Below are 18,927 nucleotides of genomic sequence, written 5' to 3' on the forward strand. Positions count from 1 at the left end.
GCAGAGCTGACAGGGGCGTTCCAGGGCGGCTTGCGAATCACGCCGTGATCATTTGCTGACCAGCTTGACGCGAGAGAAACCGAAGCCCTCGAGTACCTCACGCAGTTCGCGGGCATTCTTCTTGAGCTCGACACGCAGCGTGGAGAACTCGCGACGCAGCGGATATTCCCGTCGATAACGCACGAAGCCCTCGGCATTGCCGAAACGACGCTGATAGCGACGCAGGCCCAGCGCATCGCGACGCACGTCATAGCAGGCGCGTACGCAGAGCCCCAGCGCCTCTTCCGGCGGCGCCCAGCCCGTCAGCACCAGCTTGCGCAGCCACGGGTCCGGCTTGAGCTGACCCAGCTTGCGGCGCGCCGGCAGCCCGAAGTGACGACAGGCCTGCTGATAGATGATCTCGGTGCCCTGCATCTTGCCATCCAGGCTATGCCCGGCGATGTGCGGCGTGGCGATGTCCACCAGTGCGGCCAGCTCGGCATCGATATCCGGCTCGTTTTCCCACACATCCAGCACGGTCAGCAGGTCAGCCTGCTCCTTGAGGCGCTGCTTGAGCGCCGCGGTATCGACACAGCCACCGCGGCCGGCACTCAGCAACACGCTGCCGGGCTTCATGGCGCGGATGCGCTCGGCATTGATCAGATGATGGGTCGGATGCTCGCCACCGGTGACCATCGGGGTGTGCACACAGATGACATCACACTCGGCGACCAGCTCATCGAGGTCCACGAAGCGGGACTTCTCGGGGCGCTCATCGCTCTGGCCCTCAAGCGCGGCGCGCGGCGGGTCACAGACCAGCACCTCGGCACCCAGCGACTCGAGACGCTTGACCAGTCGTGACCCGACCTGACCGGCCCCGACCACGCCGAAGCGGCGGTCCAGCTGCAGATCCAGCCCTTCCTGCTCGGCCAGATGCCACAGCGACGACAGCACGTAATCCACCACCGAGTCGGCATTGCAGCCCGGCGCGTTGGTGAAGTGGATATCGTTGGCCGCGAGCCATTCGAGATCGGCATGGTCGGTGCCGATGATCGGCGAGCCGACGAAGCGCACCCGCGTTCCTTCCAACAGCGCCTGATCCACGCGCAAGGTAGAGCGACAGATCAGCATGTCGACGTCCTTGAGGACGGCATTGGTGATCTCGCGAGTCGGCATGCAGGTCACCTCTCCCAGTTCGGAGAAGAATTCCTCTGCCAGAGGGACGTTATCGTCCACGATGATGTGCATCTGTTGCCTTTCCTTGCTGTGGCAATGAGTGTCGCTGCGGGTTCACGGGCCAGCATGAGCGCCTTAGTGACTTCACACCTTGCCGCAAGGCACGTGAAGATTACAATGGTATGCTTGCTTGCCCGCCGCCGTGCCATCTTAGGCGCACGCAACGGGCGTCACAAGCTCATGATTGAGTCCAGCCACCATCGTTTCGCCTCGGGAGTCACGCGTGATCATCCGCTGGGAAAGCCACCACGATTACGTTCTGGTCCATGTGCATCAGGACATGTTCGGCGACTGGATCGTCAGCCGCTCATGGGGCCAGATCGGCACCCAGTTCGGCGGATTGAAGCACGATCTCGCCGAAAGCCACGAACAGGCCATGACCTGGGTCAGCGACCTCGCCCACATCCAGGCCTCACGCGGCTATACCAAGGTGCTGGAGGCCACGGCCGATAGCCCGGAAGCCGAAGACGCCATGCGCCAGATGTCGCTGCTGGAGAGTTAGTGCGCAGCACGGTGCCGGACACGAAAAGACCGCCGCTACCCTGAGGTAGCGGCGGTCTTTTTGCACCAGCTTATAGCGACACGTCTGCGCCGCTCAGCGCAGAAAGCGACGCCCGTTGCGCAGGGTGGACCCCTGCGGCTCAGTGGCTGAGTCGTGCTCGGCCGGGGGCGTGATTTCGACACCCTGCTCGAGGCGCTGCTCGACGCCCTGCGCGCGCAACCACTCCGGCAACACCTCTTCGCCATCGGCCAGCGAATACTCCGCACCCGATGCGCTCGCCAGTACAGGGATGCGCGTCGCGTAACGCTCGCTCAGCTGCGCATCGAAGGCGATCTCGACCCGCGTGAGCGTGACATCCGCCCCCAGCGCCTGCAGCGTGGCTTCCAGCCGAGCGCACAGATGACAGCCCGCCGTGGTGTAGAGCCACAGCGGGACGCTGGCCATCGCTCAGCCCTTCACATCGCTGGCGCGACGGATGCGGAAGACGTGGTGGATATCCGGACGACGCTTGAAGTCCGGGTCCAGCAGCTTGCGCGACAGGTCTTCCACCACATGGTGCTGGCTGACGCTGTCATCCATCACGAAGCGACGATGGTTGTTGGAGAAGATCAGCGTGCCGCCCGGCGCCAGACTGGCCATCGCCAGGTCGATCAGGCGCGCGTGATCACGCTGGATATCCAGGGTGCCTTCCATCTTCTTGGAATTGGAGAAGGTCGGCGGATCGAGGAAGATCAGGTCGAACTCCTCGCGGGAGCGCTCCAGCCACTTCAGGCAGTCGGCACGCACCAGCTGATGGCGTTTCTCGCTGATGCCGTTGAGCTTGAAGTTCTCGCGCCCCCAGTCCAGATAGGTATTGGACATGTCGACGCTGACGCTCTCGCTGGCACCGCCCAGCACCGCATGCACGGTGGCCGTCGCGGTATAGCAGAACAGATTGAGCACCCGCTTGCCGTCCGCTTCCTTGCCCAGCAGCTTGCGCACCGGACGGTGATCCAGGAACAGGCCAGTATCCAGGTAGTCCTTGAGATTCACCCACAGCCGGGCATCGCCTTCCTGCACCTCGATACGCTGACCGGAGCTGTCCTGACGCGTGTACTGCGCCTTGCCCGCCTGACGCGTGCGTTGCTTGATATGGATATCGTTGGGCGAGCAGCCCAGTACCTGCGGAATCGCCGCCAATGCATCCATCAGGCGGCGCTGCGCCTGACTGGCATCCACGGACTTGGGCGGCGTGTATTCCTGCACGTGCACGTGACGGCCATAGATATCGATGGCCAGCGCGTACTCCGGCATATCGGCATCGTAGAGGCGATAACAGGTGGTACCGCTCTGCTTGAGCCAGCGTGCCAATGACTTCTGGTTCTTCTTGAGGCGATTGGCGAACATCTGGCCGCCCTCGCTCAGCGCGGGCTGACTGCGGGCATCTTCGGCCACGCTGTCTTCGTCGACCGCACGCTCACGCGCCGCCACGTCGATCATCAACAGCTTGCAGTCGAGCTGACCGTTGCGGAAGGCGTACTGGCGATGCGCACGCAGGCCGAGGCGATGGCCGAGATCCGGATTGCCGGTGAACATGCCCAGCGTCCAGCCGCCGAAGTGGCGCTTCATGCGCTCACCCAGGCTTGCGTAGAGCGGCACCAGTGCCGGCAGCTCGCCCAGACGCTCACCATAGGGCGGGTTGGTCATCACCAGGCCAGTGGTGGCGCCCTCGGGACAGGTCAGCTCGGCGACGGAGGCGCCTTCCAGCTCGATCAGCGCCGGAATGCCGGCACGCATGGCGTTGGAGCGCGCGGCAGAAATCGCCTGCGGGCTGTGATCGCGACCGAACAGACGTGCAGTGACCTTGCGGCGCCCGGCAATGGCACGCTGCTCCATCTCTTCCCACAGGCCCTTCCAGATGCGCTCGTCATGGCGCCCCCAGTGACGGCAGGCGAACTCCTGGTTCAGCGACTGCGGCGCGATATCCGCCGCCATCAAGGCCGCTTCGATCAGCAGCGTGCCGGAGCCGCACATCGGGTCGACCAGGCTCTCGCCACGCGCCGCACGCGCCGGCCAGTCGGCCCGCATCAGCAGGGCCGCCGCCAGGTTCTCCTTCAGCGGCGCATGCGCGAGATCAGGACGGTAGCCACGCTGGTGCAGACTGCGCCCCACGAGGTCGATGCCCAGGGTGATGTAGCCATTGTGCAGGTGCGCGTAGATGCGCAGATCTGCATTCTTGCCATCGACGGTCGGCTTGTTGCGGCCTTCCTCGAACATCGCCTCGACGATGCCGTCCTTGACGGTCTGGGCACCGAAGAAGGTGTGGCGAATGTCTTTCCATGTTCCGTGGAAATCGACGGCGATGGACGCACGATCCGGCAATTCCATCGCCCAATCGACACCCGCACTCGCCTTGCGCAGTTGCTCGCCGGTGTCGACGCCACCCACGCGAGTGAGCAGACGAATGATGCGGTTGGCCAGTCGCGACCACAGGATGGTGCGGTAGGCGGTTTCCTGGCTACCGTTGAAGTGTACGCCAGCGACGGTCGTGCCAGTCACCTCGGCACCCAGAGCCGTCAGCTCATCGGCCAGCAGCGTTTCGATGCCACGCGGGCAGGTCGCAAACCAGGTAGAGAGCGAGTTGCTGGGCGCGCGGGGTGTAGTCGCAGAGGTCGTATCAGTCATGAATCTCTCACCGGCAGGTGCCGGACTTATTCCTGTGAGTTGGCTTCTGGCACTAGCGATATTCCTATACGGCTGTCGACAAGCCAGAGGCAGTGTTCTAAAAACTATAGGTGTAGCTGCAATTCGGAAAGGTGACACGCCATGCGAAATAGAGGATCAAGGGACACGAGCCTCATTCGGGCAGCCTACCTGTGCCGCTCAGGAGATCGGACTTCCGGCACGGCAAGGCAGTCGCTCTTTCACCATCACGCTCGAGCATATACAGGCAAGACCTTCCATCATCTCACACTCGTGACCTTTTCCGACAAGAATGGCCAACGACGCGAGGTGATGATGCACGAGGCCGGCAGTGCCCGACAGGGCATCGGCCAACTCTCTCACTCGGCATGTCCAATGGCAGGGACAACCGCGGCCAGACAAGGTCTCGCCGGGTACGTCTCTCCATCACTGGCACACAGTGCCGATGGGTTCTCACTTAGAGGTCATCCATGAAGAGACAGAAACGTGATCGCTTTCAGCGTGCCTATGTTCACGGCTACAAGGCTGGTGTCACCGGCCGTTCCCGTGATGATTGTCCCAGTATCGATGTCAATCTACGTGAATTCTGGATGAGCGGCTGGCGTGAAGGCCGCGGGGACCAGTGGTCGGGAATGACCGGCGTCTCCGGCATCCACAAGAACCCCATGGTGCTCAGCTGAGCACCGCATGACGCCAAGGTTCATCATCCGCGACCAGGAGGTCATCCCATTTCAGGAAAGCGGCACGTCACGGAATGACACTGGCAATACGGCGCCTGGCGCCTTTCACCCCGCCGACGCAGCCTGATGCGCTGCCCAAGCGGATTCTCCGGCATCACGCCACCGGCTCCTGACATGTTACAGGGTCGGCTGGCACGTACAGAGAGGACTCGAGGTGTTCACGGTGAGTCGGTTTAGCGACATCACCCGGAAAATCCCACGGAAGTCGCCCAGCGACACGTCAAATCACCAGGGAGGTAACGCCTTATTTCTATCTTGATGACGCGCGGCACTGACAGGCAAGAGACGCAGTAGGCAATGGGGCCGACTCGCTTCACTTCCTGAAAGGCCGAGATGTTGGCGCTCGTGTCGTTTCAATCGTGGTATGGCTCCAGAAGAGGAGGCGCAGCAGGCGACGGCCTGCGAGGACGACGGTCCAGCGCGGAGCACGACACGGGCAAACGTTCACCTTGACTGCATCAGCAGGTTCTTTCCAGGCCTGCTTCAACCATCCACGCACCCGATGAGCTCAAGGGGCCAACCCCCAACCGCCGTTTCTGACGGCAAAAGCGCTTCGCATCGTGCACGCTGGCTGGACATGGCAGCCAACACGACAACGGCAGATCACGCATCACTTCCCTGCCGTTGTCATATCATCATTCACGCCGGTACCGAGGCCGCCTTCTGATGTCAGAAGGCGGCTTTTCTGTGTCTGCCCTTCCCCACTCGCCCCTCTCTTGAAGCGCCGTGAGTGGGAGATACCAGCATCACGCTGCGACGGAGCCCAGGCCGGATCACACCTTGATCAGGGTATCGGCCTTCTCCAGTGCACGCGCGCACTCACCGATCAATGCCGGGCCGCGGTAGATCAGCCCGGAATACAGCTGCACCAGATCCGCCCCCGCGGCGATCTTCTCACGCGCACTCTCGCCATCGGTGATACCGCCCACACCGATGATCGGCATGTTCGGCAGCGCTTCACGCAGGCCACGAATCACCCGCGTCGACGATTCACGCACCGGGGCGCCGGAAAGTCCGCCCGCCTCCTGCGCATGCGGGCTACCCGCGACCGCCGTACGCTCGATGGTGGTGTTGGTGGCGATGACGCCATCGATGCCGTTGTCCGCCAACGCGCGCGCCACGAACAGGATTTCCTCGTTGTCCATGTCGGGCGCGATCTTGATTACCAGCGGCACCTTCCTGCCGCGCTCGGCATCGAGCTGATCGCAACGCTGGCGAAGCCCGGCCAGCAGCTGGCTGAGATGATCACCGAACTGCAGATTGCGCAGCCCCGGGGTATTGGGCGACGAGATATTGGCGGTGATGTAGTCGGCATGCGCATGCACGGCATCGAGGCAGACCAGATAGTCGCTCAATGCATCATCCACCGCCGTGGTCAGGTTCTTGCCGATGTTGATCCCCAGCACGACACCAAAGGCAGCACGCGCCTGACTGGCCTTGACCTTCGCGACCAGATGCTCGACTCCGGCATTGTTGAAGCCCATGCGGTTGATGATCGCCTGATGCTCCGGCAGCCGGAACAGACGCGGCTTGGGATTGCCGTCCTGCCCTTTCGGCGTCACCGTGCCGACCTCCACGAAGCCGAAGCCCAGAGCGGCAAGCGCATCGAGGTGATCGGCATTCTTGTCGAGACCTGCCGCCAGGCCAACGCGATTGGGGAATTCGAGCCCCATTAGCGAGACCGGATCACGCGGCGCTTCACCGCCCAGACCGCGCGCCATGCCGAGGCGATGTGCCATGTCCAGCGCACTCAGCGTCACACCATGAGCTGTTTCCGGGTCGAGCTTGAAGAGAAGCGAGCGAGCAAACGAGTACATGATGATCTCCAGACAGCGGGCGGCAGGGTCGTGACGACAGCATAGCTGGGCGCGAAGTATACCCGAAGCCCGCGGGGACAGACACTGCGCGCCGGAACGCTCGCGCTGCTGTCGATAGCATTGCTCACACTCAGGGCAACAAAAAAGGGCGACCCGCTGGGCCGCCCTTGTGTCGCCCCCGACGGGGTCGGGGTCATGCCCTGCAGATCATTTCACGTCGAGTTGCTGCACGCGCACGGTGTAGTTGTTGACACCCTGCATGGAAGAGCCGAACTTCTGACCGCTGACCCAGACGGTGTAACGCCCCGGCTCAAGCACGGTCTTGAGGTGGAAGTCGCCCTGGAAGCCTTCGCCCTTGTCGCTGGCGACGGTATTGCCACTCTCGTCCAGCAGGCGCATCTGCAGCTTGTAGGTACCTTCGCTGCCCGGGAAGGTCTCGCTGTCGATGGTCACGGTGCCGCGGTCCGCGACATCGAAGGTCATGACCTCGCCCTTCTCGAGAATGCGCACATCGGTGACGATCTCGTCGAAACGACGATCCGGCTCCGCTTCGGCCTCGGTTTCCGTCACGGCTGCACTGCCCGTGGCAGCAGCGGTCGTGGCAGCAGCGGCAGACGTCTCGGCTGCAGCAGTCGCGGCTGCCGAAGTAGTAGCGACGGCGCCTGTGGCGGAAGCGCCTTCAGCTGCCGCATTGCCTGTCTCGGCAGCCTTCTTCTCACGGGCGGCCTGTTCGGCGGCGGCAACGGTGGCCGGCTTGATGGTCGCGACTTCATCGTTGGCATCGACGAAGGCGGTACGACGGCCATCGCCATCGGTGTCGAGGAAGACCAGGCCGTTGCCGGTCTCGATGCCGCTTTCCTCGGCAGACAGCTTCTCGCCACTCTCGCTCAGGCCTGCGACGTTGATTTCATAGGTGTTGCCGCCCGACTTGCCAGCCCCCAGCTTGTCGGCGCGCACACGCAGCTTGTAGACGCCCGGCTCAAGCTCGGTATTCATGTTCAAGCCATCAGAGGCCCTGTCACCTTCTGCAGTGGCCACGACCTCACCCTGCTCACTCTCGAGCGTGGCTTTCATGGTGTAGGGGTCGGTCACATCGAAACTGGCGACGCCATCGATTTCGTAGCGTCCGGCTTCCTTGATGGTGAACTGGTGCACGCTGGTGCCGCCGAACAGGAAGTTCTGGCTGTGGGCATCACTGCGCGGCTTGAGGAACTTGGAGATGTCCAGCTTGCCTGCCGCTTCTTCTGCACGCTGCTGAGCGGGGCTGCCATCGGCCAGCACGGCCTGGGATGCCAGAGTGGACAGGCCGAGCGCGAGGGCGCAGGCGAGGGGTAATGCACGATGTGACATGGTGTCTCTGCCTTGTTGTACTGATGCTTTGAAAACAGAAGCCTCCAGCGAGCGCCGCAGCGACTCCGAGACTTGAAATGAGGGTCTGAAAATCAAGGACTGAAAACAGGGTCTGCAGAAAAGGATGCAACCATCAGGGCCTGTATCAGTCTCTGCACTGGTCGCCATTCAGCATACCAGACAGCTGACGACAGTTACCTTACCGCAGGCTTCAGCTATCACTTTTTTATTCATTCCCGACATGAAAAAGCCCTCACCAATGGTGAGGGCTTCTATCAGCGAGTCATCAGATGCTCGCCACTTGCGTCAGCCTCTTGCTGCCTCCGAGGCCGAAAGCATCAGGCTTCGCGCTTGGACTCGGCCAGATCGACCAGCTCGCGCAGGGCGACCGCGAACAGCGGGAAGCTCAGCTGAGCACCGCCCTTCATCTCGCCGAGCAGTGAGCACCAGCGGCTGACCAGACTCTCGTGGCTGGCCATCCAGCTGTCGACACGCTCATCGATCTCGCGCGGTGCATTGTCCTGCTTGAGCACGCTGACGGTCAGTGCCAGCTGCTGACGATCGAGATCATCGCGGAAGCTTTCACGTGCCTGCGCCTGCCAGCTGTCCTGCACCTCAAGGCCGTTGATCTTGTCACCGACCCACGGCAGCTCCAGACGATGGCCGATGCCGTAGAAGGCTTCTGCCACGCGATTTATCTTCTCGCCGGTCGCCTTGGCCGCCTCGATGATGCCAAGCCCTGCATAGAGGCTTGAGGTCGCGGCGATGGTGCTGGCCAGGGCCTCCGGCACGCCTGCCTCGACATAGCTGTCGCGACGCGCTTCCCAGTTCTCGCGGGCTTCGCCCTTGAGACGCTCACCGATGCTTTCGGAGAGCTGGGCCAGACGCGGGGCGAAGTGGCCGATGCATTCCTTGACGCCCATGGAGCTGCGCTGACGCAGGAACCAGCGAGTGGCACGACGCATCAGGCGCATCAGGTCACCCATCATGCGGTACTGCAGTTCTGCCGGCACCTGGTGATCGAGAGCCTCGATCTGGGTCCACAGCGCTTCCAGATTGAAGCTGTCACGCGCCACGATGTAGGCACGCGCGATTTCCGCCTTGTCGGCACCAGTGGTGTCTTCCAGGCGACGCACGAAGGCAATGCCCATGTGGTCGACCAGGTCATTGGCGATCTGGGTCGCGGCGATTTCACGCTTCAGACGGTGCTGGTACATCTCTTCCGGGAAGCGCTCCATCAGCACGCGCGGGAAGGCGCGCTCGAGGTGCTGCTGCACGTAGCTGTCGTCCGGCACGTCAGAGGCGATCAAGCTGGTCTTGAGATCGCTCTTGGCGTAGGAGACCAGCACGGACAGTTCCGGCAGGGTCAGGGCTTCACCGGCGTTGGAACGCTCGATCAGCGCTTCATCGGACGGCAGGAACTCGAGTTCACGGTCCAGGGTGCCGGCCGCTTCCAGCTCATTGATGAAGCGACGGAAGACGCCCATACCTTCCCTGGACTGCTGCTCGGAGAGCGACAGTGCCTGGGTCTGGCGATAGTTGTCCTTGATCACCAGCTCGCCGACTTCGTCGGTCATCTCGGCGAGCTGCTGGTTGCGCTGCTTGTCGGTCAGATCACCACGGGCGACGATGTCGTCCAGCAGGATCTTGATGTTGACCTCGTGATCCGAGCAGTTCACGCCACCGGCATTGTCGATGAAGTCGGTGTTGACGCGCACGCCCTGCTGGGCCGCGGCTTCCATGCGGCCACGCTGGGTCAGACCCAGGTTGCCGCCTTCGCCCACCACCTTGCAGCGCAGCTCACGGCCGTCGATACGCAGGCCATCGTTGGCCTTGTCGCCGACATCGGCGTGGGACTCGCTGGACGCCTTGACGTAGGTTCCGATACCGCCGTTCCAGATCAGGTCGACCTGCGCCTTGAGCATCGCGTTGATCAGCTCGTTGGGCGCCAGATGGTCGGCACTGATGTCGAAGACTTCCTTCATCTGCGGGCTGATGGCGATGGTCTTGGCATCACGCGAGAACAGACCGCCGCCTTCGCTGATCAGGCTCTTGTCGTAGTCGTCCCAGCTGGAACGCGGCAGACGGAACAGACGCTCGCGCTCGGCGAAGCTCTTCGCGGTGTCCGGGTTCGGATCGACGAAGATGTTGCGGTGGTTGAAGGCACCGACCAGGCGGATCTTCTCGGACAGCAGCATGCCGTTGCCGAAGACGTCACCGGCCATGTCACCGATACCGACCACGCTGAACTCGTCTTCCTGGATGTTGATGCCCATCTCGCGGAAGTGACGCTGCACGCTGACCCAGGCGCCCTTGGCGGTGATGCCCATGCCTTTGTGGTCGTAACCGTTGGCGCCACCGGAGGCGAAGGCATCGCCCAGCCAGAAGCCGTACTCGTTGGAGATGGCGTTGGCGATGTCGGAGAAGGTCGCGGTGCCCTTGTCGGCCGCGACGACCATGTAGGGGTCGTCTTCGTCGTAACGCACGACGGCCGTCGGGGCCACCACGTCACCGCCGGACAGGTTGTCGGTGATGTCGAGCAGTGCGCGGATGAAGATCTGGTAGCAGGCGATACCTTCCTTCTGGATCACGTCGCGGTCGGTGGTTTCCGGCATGCGCTTGCAGACGAAACCGCCCTTGGCGCCGACCGGCACGATGACCGCATTCTTGACCTGCTGCGCCTTGACCAGACCCAGCACCTCGGTGCGGAAATCTTCATGACGGTCGGACCAGCGCAGACCACCACGTGCGACCTTGCCGCCACGCAGGTGAACACCTTCGACGCGCGGCGAGTAGACGAAGATCTCGAACATCGGGCGCGGCTTCGGCACGTCAGGAATGCTGCGCGTGTCGAGCTTGAAGCTGATGTAGTCCTTGGCCTGACCATCTTCTGCCGGCTGGAAGAAGTTGGTACGCAGCGTCGCCATCATCAGGTCGACGTAGCGACGCAGCAGCCGGTCGTCGTTCAGGCTGGAGACCTGGTCGAGCAGACCATTGATGCGCTCGCGGCAGGCGTTGACGTCATCCTCGCCACCCTGACCCTGCGGGTCGAAGCGCAGATTGAACAGCTGCACCAGCTCGCGGGTGATATCCGGATGGCTGCCCAGCGCATTGGCGATGTAGGCCTGGGAGAGACCGAAGCGGATCTGCTTCAGGTAGCGCGCGTAGGCACGCAGCATCGCCACTTCACGCCAGTCCAGGCCAGAGCCGATGATCAGGCGGTTGAAGGCATCGGATTCGGCTTCGCCGGACCAGATCTTCTTGAAGGCTTCGATGAAGCTCTCGCGCACTTCGGAGAGCTCGACCGCGCCTTTGCCGTGATGCTCGAGATCGAAATCGTGCACCCAGCAGGAGGAATCGGTGCGGGTGATCTCGTAGGGACGCTCACCGATGACACGCAGGCCGAGGTTTTCCAGCACCGGCAGCACGTCGGAAAGCGGAATCGGCTGATGCTTGTGGAACAGCTTCAGGTTGACGCCGGAGTTGTCGTCCTCGACCAGACGATAGGTGCTCAGGCCGACGGCCTGGCCTTCGTCCAGCGCGCGTAGATGGCCCACGTCATAGACGGCGGTGCGCGGCGAGAAGTCGTCACGGTAGCTGCCCGGGAAGGCATCACGGTAGCGAGTCATCAGCTCGTTGGCCTGCTCTTCACCGAAGCCTTCGACCATGGCGGCGTGCAGCTCGTCACGCCAGCTGCGGGCCAGCTGAGCGATCTTGTTCTCCAGCGCGCGCATGTCGTACTGGCCCGGCTCATCGCCCTTGAAGCGCAGGATGAACTGGATACGTGTCAGCACGGACTCGGACAGATACGGCGTGAAGTCACCGAAGGTGGCGTTCAGCTCTTCACACAGCAGATTCTGGATGCGCACACGCAGGTCGGTGGAATAGACGTCGCGCGGCACGAACACCAGTACCGAGAAGAACTTGCCGAAGCGGTCTTCACGCACGATCAGACGCACGCGACGACGCTCGCGGATGTTGAGGATGCTGGTGGCGGTACGGGTCAGCTCGTCCGTGGAGATCTGGAAGAGGTCATCGCGCGGATAGACTTCCAGAATCTGCAGCAGGTGCTTGCCGTTGTGGCCCTTCGGGTTGACGCCGGCGGCTTCCATGACGTCCTGCACCTTGCGACGCAGAATCGGCACGTTGCGCGGGCTCTGGTTGTACACCGTGGAGGTGTAGAGCCCCAGGAAGCGGCGCTCGCCGATCACGCGGCCTTCTTCATCGAAGCGCTCGACGGTGATGTAATCCGGGTAGGCCGGACGGTGCACGCGGGCGTGGAAGGCGCTCTTGGCGAAGGACAGCAGCTCCGGAATCAGCACGTACTGATCGCTGTTGACGCTCTGCTGGTGACGGGACTGCTCGTGATAGCGCTCGAGGTCCAGCTTGAGCACCCCCAGCTCGGAACCTTCGACCTTGTTCAGCACGCGGGTGCCGTCTTCCTGCTCATCGACGGTGTACTCGTCATAGCCCAGGAAGGTGAAGTGGTCGTTGCCCATCCACTGCATGAAGTCGCAGGCTTCCTGATGGTCAGCCTCGGAGACGGTCGGCGGACGGTTGTCACGCAGCTCCTGCAGCGCCTGGGCGCCCTGGCTGCGCATGGCGTCGAAGTCAGCGACGGCAACGCGCACTTCGGCCAGCACTTCACGCAGGCTGGTCTCGAGGTCTTCCAGCGTCTCGGCGTCGTTGTGACGATCGACCTCGATGTAGATCAGCGACTCGCGGTGCTGCGGGGCGTTCTCGGCACGCGGTGCGGTCACGCGCTCCAGCTGACCGGCATCATCACGTGCAACGGCCAGCACGGCGTTGTGGATGGCGTGAACGGTGATGCCACGACGGTTGAGCTCGATACGCACGGAATCGACCAGGAACGGCATGTCCGGGTGCAGCACTTCGATGATGGTGTGCGTCGACTGCCAACCATGCTTCTCGAAGTCCGGGTTGTAGGCACGCACCTTGGGAGCCTCGAGGCTCTGCAGGAAGTGCCATACGGCCAGGGTGGAACCGTAGAGGTCATCCAGCTTGCGCTCGGCCATGTCCTCGAAGGAGGCCGTTGCGTGATAGTCGCGCGCAAACGCCGCGATCACGTCCACCTTGTCCTTGGGAAGTCGCTTGTCCAGCTGCTCTTCGAGCTGCGCAAGAAATTCCTGCTTGCCGTCCGTCGCCACGTGTAGCATCAATCACCTCGACTGACCTGATGGATGTATCAGGGAAAATAGTCATAGAGAGTCTGCGCCGGCCAAAAAGGCGTTGCAGCACAGACTCATGCAGTGCATCACAGACTAGCGCAGTCTGCGCCTCTGCCCCATGCCTGTTCCATATTGGTCATGCAGCATTACATCTGTGCATCGGGTATTGACTTGGCGGTCCGCGCGTGAAACGAAAGTCTAATTCGAGTGACTGTCATGTGCGCAAAAAAGCCCCGTCGTCCCCTACCTGACAGGTAGATGACGTCGGGGCTCTGGTTTTTCAAACGATTGCCGCGATACGTCGCTCACGCGGGCGTGACATCGGCTGTCGGTTTGAAGATGCGCTTATCTGCGAACCAGATAGACACCGCATTCGAGGTGGTCGGTATACGGGAACTGATCGAACAGCGCGAAGCGTTCGATACGGTGCGTGCGACACAGTACTTCAAGGTTGTCGATCAGCGTCTGCGGGTTGCAGGAGATATAGACGATGCGCTCGTAGCGCGCGGTCTGCTCGCAGCTGTCGGCATCGAGGCCGGCACGCGGCGGATCGACCAGCACGGTGCGGAAGTCGTGGTTGTCGAGGTCCATCTCCGCGACGCGACGGCCCGCCTTCTCGCCCGCCAGCGCCAGCGAGAAGTCCTCGGCCGACATGCGCGCCACCTGGGCATTGTCGATGCTATTGGCCGCCAGGTTGACCTGCGCCGAGGCCACGGAAGTGCGTGAGATCTCGGTGGCCAGCACGCGGCGGAAGTTCTCGGCCAGCGCGATGGTGAAGTTGCCGTTGCCGCAGTAGAGCTCGACCAGATCGCCCTGCTCACGGCCTTCCGCCTGCGCCTTGTCAGGATGAGTCACGTCTCGTGCCCAGCTGAGCATCGAGCGGCAGATCTCGGCATTGGGCTGGGTGAAGCTGTTCTCGACCTGCTGATAGACGTACTCGCGGCCATCGACCTCGAGACGCTCGAAGACGTGATCGCGCGTCAGCACGATATGCTGCTTGCGCGAACGCCCGATGATCATGATATCGAGCTCTTCTTCCAGCGCACGCGCCTCGGCTTCCCAGTCTTCGCCGAGCTTGCGATGGTAGATCAGCGTGACCAGCGCCTCGCCGCTCAGGGTGGTGAGGAACTCGCACTGGAACAGACGCTCACGCAGCACCGGGCTTGCCTTGAGTCGCTCACGCAGCAGCGGCATCAATTCATTGATGCGCTGGCTGGCGACCGGGAAGTCGTCCATGCGCACGACCGTCTTCTTCTTGTTGCCCTCGTCGTCGAACTCGACCTCGAACATCGCGTAATAGAGGTCATCATCCTCGTGCCAGATACGGAACTCGCAACGCATGCGGTAATGGCTGGGCGGCGAGGGAAATACCTCCAGTTCCGGCGCATCGAAGGCAGCGAAACGTGCGCGGGTCTGCTCGGCCTTCTCGGCGAGCTGCTGTTCATACTGACTGGGATCGACGACGGCGATGGCCACACTGACTCCTGCCTGCGGGCATACCGCAGCACTGAAACGATGAGCAAAGGGACGCGGGGACGTCATGGTGAACCATGCCGATCACGTCCATTCAAAGGTTGGGCGCGCTAGCCTACCATCGGCAGCGCGAAGCTCAAGCGCCAAATGGCGAGCCAAGGCGGGAGCAGGCAGGTGCAAGAGGGCCGCGAGAGTCAACGCCCCTGCTCCTCAGTCGTCGAACGCCAGCGCCTGCGGCGCGGCGAAACCCTGACTGGCCAGCGCCGTGGCCAGCCCCGGCTGCCGGGCATCCGTCGCCAGCGCCATGTGCTCATGCGGTGCTGGTTGAACCGCTTGAGCGACTTGCTGTTCAGCCTCTTGGGCGACTTGCTGAGCAGCCTGAGCGAATTGCTGATCAGCCGCTTGCGCCGCAGCACCAAGCGCCAGCACCTCCGCCACGCGGCGGGCGATTGCCGCGCCGGAATCCACCAGCGCCACCCGAGACTCGCCCAGCACCTGCGAGATGTCGGCGCCGAGCAGCGGGAAATGCGTGCAGCCGAGAATCACCACTTCCAGCGCCTCGACCGCCGCCAGATCAGCCAGACTGGCCGCCACCACCTCGGGGCGCGCCGGCTCACCGCGCAGACGCCGCTCGGCCTCCGCGACCAGAGGATCGGCGGCGACGCGAATCACGCGACAGTCGGCGGCGAAGTCACGAATCAGCTGCTCGGTGTAGGCGCGACGCACCGTGGCGGATGTCGCCAGCAACGCGAAGACCGGCGGCTCGCACTTCTCACGACGTGCTGCACTCTGACGCGCACGTGCCAACGTCGCCGCCGGCTTGATGGCGGGCACGGTGCCGATCACCGGAATCGACAGCGCTGCGCGTAGCGCCGTCAGCGCCAGGGTGCTGGCGGTATTGCAGGCGACCACCAACGCCCGTGCCCCGCTTGCCTCGACGGCCGCCACGCACACCTGAACGATGCGCGGTATCAACCAGTCATCCGGCTTGGTGCCATAGGGCAACGCGGCGTTGTCACAGACATAGGCCAGCGACAGCTGCGGCCACTGGCGGCGGATCTCGGCGGCGACGGACAGCCCGCCGACGCCGGAATCGAAGACCAGCACCGGGGCAGAAGAACGGGAAGCAGAGGCAGGCGTGTCGCCTGGGCGGGCAGGACTCATCGGCAGATACCGCTGGCGACAATCATCATGGAGACGGGCGACTCGAACAGACGGGACAAGGGCGCGGAGTCTATCACGGCCGCAGACCCGGCTTCACAGCCTCGAGCGGTGACAGATCGTTCTGCCCGGCATCATTCACGGCCGTGGTGTCGCGGACGGCTGTCGATGACGTGGCGAGCACGTCGGGCATCATCGTGTGGCCAATCCGCGCGAAGTGCTCACACAGCACCTCTATCAATGCCCGCAGGCGTGCCGGCTGCATGTCGCGCTCGGCATAGACCAGATGGATATCCACCGGCGCGCACCAGTAGTCGACAAGCAGCGGCACCAGGCGGCCATTGGCGACGTCATTGGCCACCAGGAAATCCGGTTTGCAGGTAATGCCGATGCCCTGGGCGGCGGCCTCGACCAGCCCGCGCCCGCTGTCGCAGCTGAAGGTCGGCGACAGGCGGATCTTGCGTGGCCGCCCGTCAACCATGAAGCTCCACACCGGCCCTTCGCGCTGCTGGGTGTAATTCAGGCAGCGGTGATGGGCAAGGTCTTCCGGCACCTCGGGCGTGCCATTCTCGGCCAGGTAACCCGGGCTGGCATAGACTCCGACCTGGGTGCCCGCCAACCGGCGCGCGATCAGGCTGGAATCAGACAGCGCACCGGCGCGAATCACCAGATCATAATCCTCGGCCATGAGATCGACATGGCGATCCTCCAGGCGCAGGTCGAGCTCGACATAGGGGTAGGTCTGGCGGAAATGCGCCAGGGCCGGCATCAGACACTGGATGCTGAAATCCATCGGTGCCGACATCTTCAAGCGCCCCCGAACCTCGCCCTGGCGCTCGCCAAGACTGTCTTCCAGCGCCTGAAGGTCATTGAGCACACGACAGGCACCCGCCAGGTAATGCTCGCCCTCGGCGGTCAGCTGCAGACTGCGCGTGGTGCGCATCAGCAGGCGAACGCCCAGCTCGACTTCCAGGCGCGAGATCTGCTTGCTGACCATGCCGTTGGATAGTCCCAGCTGACGAGCACCGCCCGCGAAACTGCCCTCCTCTACCACGGCGCGAAACACCTGCATGGCAGTGAGTCTATCCATCGTGCGATCCCCTTTGCGATCAAGGAAAATGAGCCAGGAAAGTGAGCCTGAAAAGCGGGACGGCAAGATGACGACAAGTCCGCGCCCGGCGCGCCTATTTTACCTGCTTGGTGACGATGTAAGTGAAATAGCGATCGATGCCCAGCTCTGACACCAGCCAGTGATCGACCAGACGCTGATAGGCATCGATGCTGGCGGTCTCCAGCCGCAGCAGGTAGTCCACCCCGCCGCCGACGGCGACGCATTCGATCACCTCATCCGCCTCTCGCATGGCACGCTCGAAGCGTTGGAAGCTGCCGGCATCATGATGCTTGAGGTGGATCTCGACCCACACCGGCGTGCGCGGGGCAGCCCCCGAAGCAGCGCCACCCTGCTGATCACTCAGGCGCTGCTGATTGATGATGGCGGCATAACCCTCGATGATGCCCGCCTGCTCGAGGCGCTTGACGCGCTCCCAGCACGGGCTGACCGACAGGTTGATCTCCTCGGCCAGCCGCGACTTGGTGATACGGCCATCGCGCTCGAGTATCGCCAGAATCTTGAGATCGAAGGCATCCAGCTTCGGCGCTGGCTGCGAGCGGGAGGGACTCGCGCTCATGAGGCCTCTCGCGCCAGGTCGTCCACGACTTCCGCGATCACCGCCAGGGTGTCGCCCAGACTCACCTGGGCCGGGAAGCGCCGCGCCACCAGCACGCCATCACGGGCCGCGCGATATTCCACCGCCGCCTGACCGGCGCGCCCCAGCGGATAGACCCGCGCCACGCATTGCCCCGCCGTGACCTGCTCGCCGAGTGCCACGCACAGCTCCAGCAGCCCTTCATGCTCACTCTGCACGTAACAGCTGGCATCCGGCATGTCGATCAACAGCGGCGCGTTCGCCTGGTTGGCACGCTGGCGCTCGATGTCCTGCTCTAGATCCGCGCGACTGCGCTCGCGCAGCACACCACTGAAGGCGAGGAAGTTGTCGACGCCACGGTCGGCGATCGCCTGACGCTCCGGCGTGGTGGAACCGCCGCCGCCCAGCTCCGTGGTGACGAAGACCTTGCCCTGGCGCTCCACCGCGGTGTCGTAGAGTGCCTCGGCGTCCAGCTCGAACATCATCATCGCCGAGGGCGCCCCGAAGGCCAGCGCCCCGGCCAGGCTCTCGGCTTCCTGCAGACGACACTGCTCGACGCCCAGCGACTCCTCGAGATAGTCGAGACGGTGCGCGGCCGCGAACGGCAGGATATCCAGGGTGCGGCCGCCGGAATGCAGGTCCAGCGCATAGTCGCACTGCGGCACCAGCACTCGGGTGAAGTAGTCGGCGATCTGCTCGGTCGGGCCGCCGGTGGGGCTGCCGGGGAAGCTGCGATTGAGGTTGCCGCCATCGAGAGGCGAACAGCGCCGCCCGGCCTTGGCCGCCAGCGCATTCATGGTCGGCACGATGATGACGCGGCCCTGCACGTCCTCGGCAGTCAGACGCGCCGCCAGCTTGTAGAGCGCGGTGATGCCTTCGTACTCGTCGCCATGATTGCCGCCGGTCAGCAATACCGTCGGCCCCTCACCATTGGCGATCACGCTGATCGGGGTCATCACCGCGCCCCACGCCGACTCGTCAGTCGAGATCGGCAGCTTGAAGAAACCGTGCTGAACGCCATCGGCGAACAGATCGATGGTCAGACTGACGGGGGACTCTCGCATGACACCACTCCTTGTTATGGCGGGCTGC

The 18,927-nt window shown here is 63.3% G+C and carries 13 protein-coding genes; 2 read left to right on the forward strand and 11 right to left on the reverse strand.

Features of this window, described 5'->3' with window-relative positions; all coding sequences use genetic code 11:
- Positions 1-48: 48 nt before the first annotated feature.
- The gene (gene pdxB / locus QD208_RS10725) at positions 49-1,227 is read right to left on the reverse strand and encodes a 4-phosphoerythronate dehydrogenase PdxB (RefSeq protein ID WP_043334303.1); all 1,179 of its coding nucleotides are present in this window, start codon (positions 1,225-1,227) and stop codon (positions 49-51) included.
- A gap of 211 nt (positions 1,228-1,438) precedes the next feature.
- Between pdxB and QD208_RS10730 the strand changes: the two genes are divergently transcribed.
- Positions 1,439-1,717, forward strand: coding sequence for a WGR domain-containing protein (locus QD208_RS10730; RefSeq protein ID WP_043334304.1), 279 nt, complete (start codon positions 1,439-1,441; stop codon positions 1,715-1,717).
- A 93-nt stretch (positions 1,718-1,810) separates the two neighbouring features.
- On the opposite strand, the gene QD208_RS10735 is transcribed toward QD208_RS10730, so the two are convergent.
- Together QD208_RS10735 and rlmKL are read right to left on the reverse strand one after the other, a co-directional pair.
- Entirely contained in the window at positions 1,811-2,161 is a 351-nt protein-coding gene (locus tag QD208_RS10735) for a glutaredoxin family protein (protein WP_279836781.1), read from the reverse strand.
- 3 nt (positions 2,162-2,164) lie between these two features.
- Positions 2,165-4,381, reverse strand: coding sequence for a bifunctional 23S rRNA (guanine(2069)-N(7))-methyltransferase RlmK/23S rRNA (guanine(2445)-N(2))-methyltransferase RlmL (rlmKL, locus tag QD208_RS10740; RefSeq protein ID WP_279836782.1), 2,217 nt, complete (start codon positions 4,379-4,381; stop codon positions 2,165-2,167).
- Between the two features lie 488 nt (positions 4,382-4,869).
- Between rlmKL and rmf the strand changes: the two genes are divergently transcribed.
- The gene (gene rmf, locus QD208_RS10745; RefSeq protein WP_043334308.1) at positions 4,870-5,079 is read left to right on the forward strand and encodes a ribosome modulation factor; all 210 of its coding nucleotides are present in this window, start codon (positions 4,870-4,872) and stop codon (positions 5,077-5,079) included.
- An 833-nt stretch (positions 5,080-5,912) separates the two neighbouring features.
- Here the strand turns inward: rmf and QD208_RS10750 are convergent.
- The 8 genes from QD208_RS10750 to doeB all read right to left on the reverse strand — a co-directional run bounded on the left by QD208_RS10750 (position 5,913) and on the right by doeB (position 18,899).
- Positions 5,913-6,956, reverse strand: coding sequence for a quinone-dependent dihydroorotate dehydrogenase (locus QD208_RS10750; protein WP_279836783.1), 1,044 nt, complete (start codon positions 6,954-6,956; stop codon positions 5,913-5,915).
- A gap of 207 nt (positions 6,957-7,163) precedes the next feature.
- The gene (locus QD208_RS10755; protein WP_279836784.1) at positions 7,164-8,306 is read right to left on the reverse strand and encodes a hypothetical protein; all 1,143 of its coding nucleotides are present in this window, start codon (positions 8,304-8,306) and stop codon (positions 7,164-7,166) included.
- A gap of 338 nt (positions 8,307-8,644) precedes the next feature.
- Positions 8,645-13,483: an NAD-glutamate dehydrogenase gene (locus QD208_RS10760; RefSeq protein ID WP_279836786.1), complete on the reverse strand. Its 4,839-nt coding sequence runs from the start codon at positions 13,481-13,483 to the stop codon at positions 8,645-8,647.
- A gap of 357 nt (positions 13,484-13,840) precedes the next feature.
- A complete protein-coding gene (gene trmA / locus QD208_RS10765; protein ID WP_248380820.1) occupies positions 13,841-14,971 on the reverse strand; it encodes a tRNA (uridine(54)-C5)-methyltransferase TrmA in 1,131 nt (376 codons plus the stop codon).
- Between the two features lie 207 nt (positions 14,972-15,178).
- On the reverse strand, positions 15,179-16,132 hold the full coding sequence (gene murI, locus QD208_RS10770; RefSeq protein ID WP_279836787.1) for a glutamate racemase: 954 nt from the start codon (positions 16,130-16,132) through the stop codon (positions 15,179-15,181).
- Between the two features lie 73 nt (positions 16,133-16,205).
- The gene (locus tag QD208_RS10775) at positions 16,206-17,219 is read right to left on the reverse strand and encodes a LysR family transcriptional regulator (RefSeq protein WP_279836788.1); all 1,014 of its coding nucleotides are present in this window, start codon (positions 17,217-17,219) and stop codon (positions 16,206-16,208) included.
- A 94-nt stretch (positions 17,220-17,313) separates the two neighbouring features.
- Positions 17,314-17,817, reverse strand: a complete 504-nt coding sequence (locus QD208_RS10780) for an Lrp/AsnC family transcriptional regulator (RefSeq protein WP_192837421.1) — start codon at positions 17,815-17,817, stop codon at positions 17,314-17,316.
- A complete protein-coding gene (doeB, locus tag QD208_RS10785) occupies positions 17,814-18,899 on the reverse strand; it encodes a N(2)-acetyl-L-2,4-diaminobutanoate deacetylase DoeB (RefSeq protein WP_279836789.1) in 1,086 nt (361 codons plus the stop codon). Before doeB ends, QD208_RS10780 begins: the two co-directional genes overlap by 4 nt.
- Positions 18,900-18,927 lie beyond the last annotated feature (28 nt).

Origin of the sequence: Cobetia sp. 29-18-1, from assembly GCF_029846405.1 — a bacterium.
In the GTDB taxonomy this organism is placed as follows: Bacteria; Pseudomonadota; Gammaproteobacteria; order Pseudomonadales; family Halomonadaceae; genus Cobetia; species Cobetia amphilecti.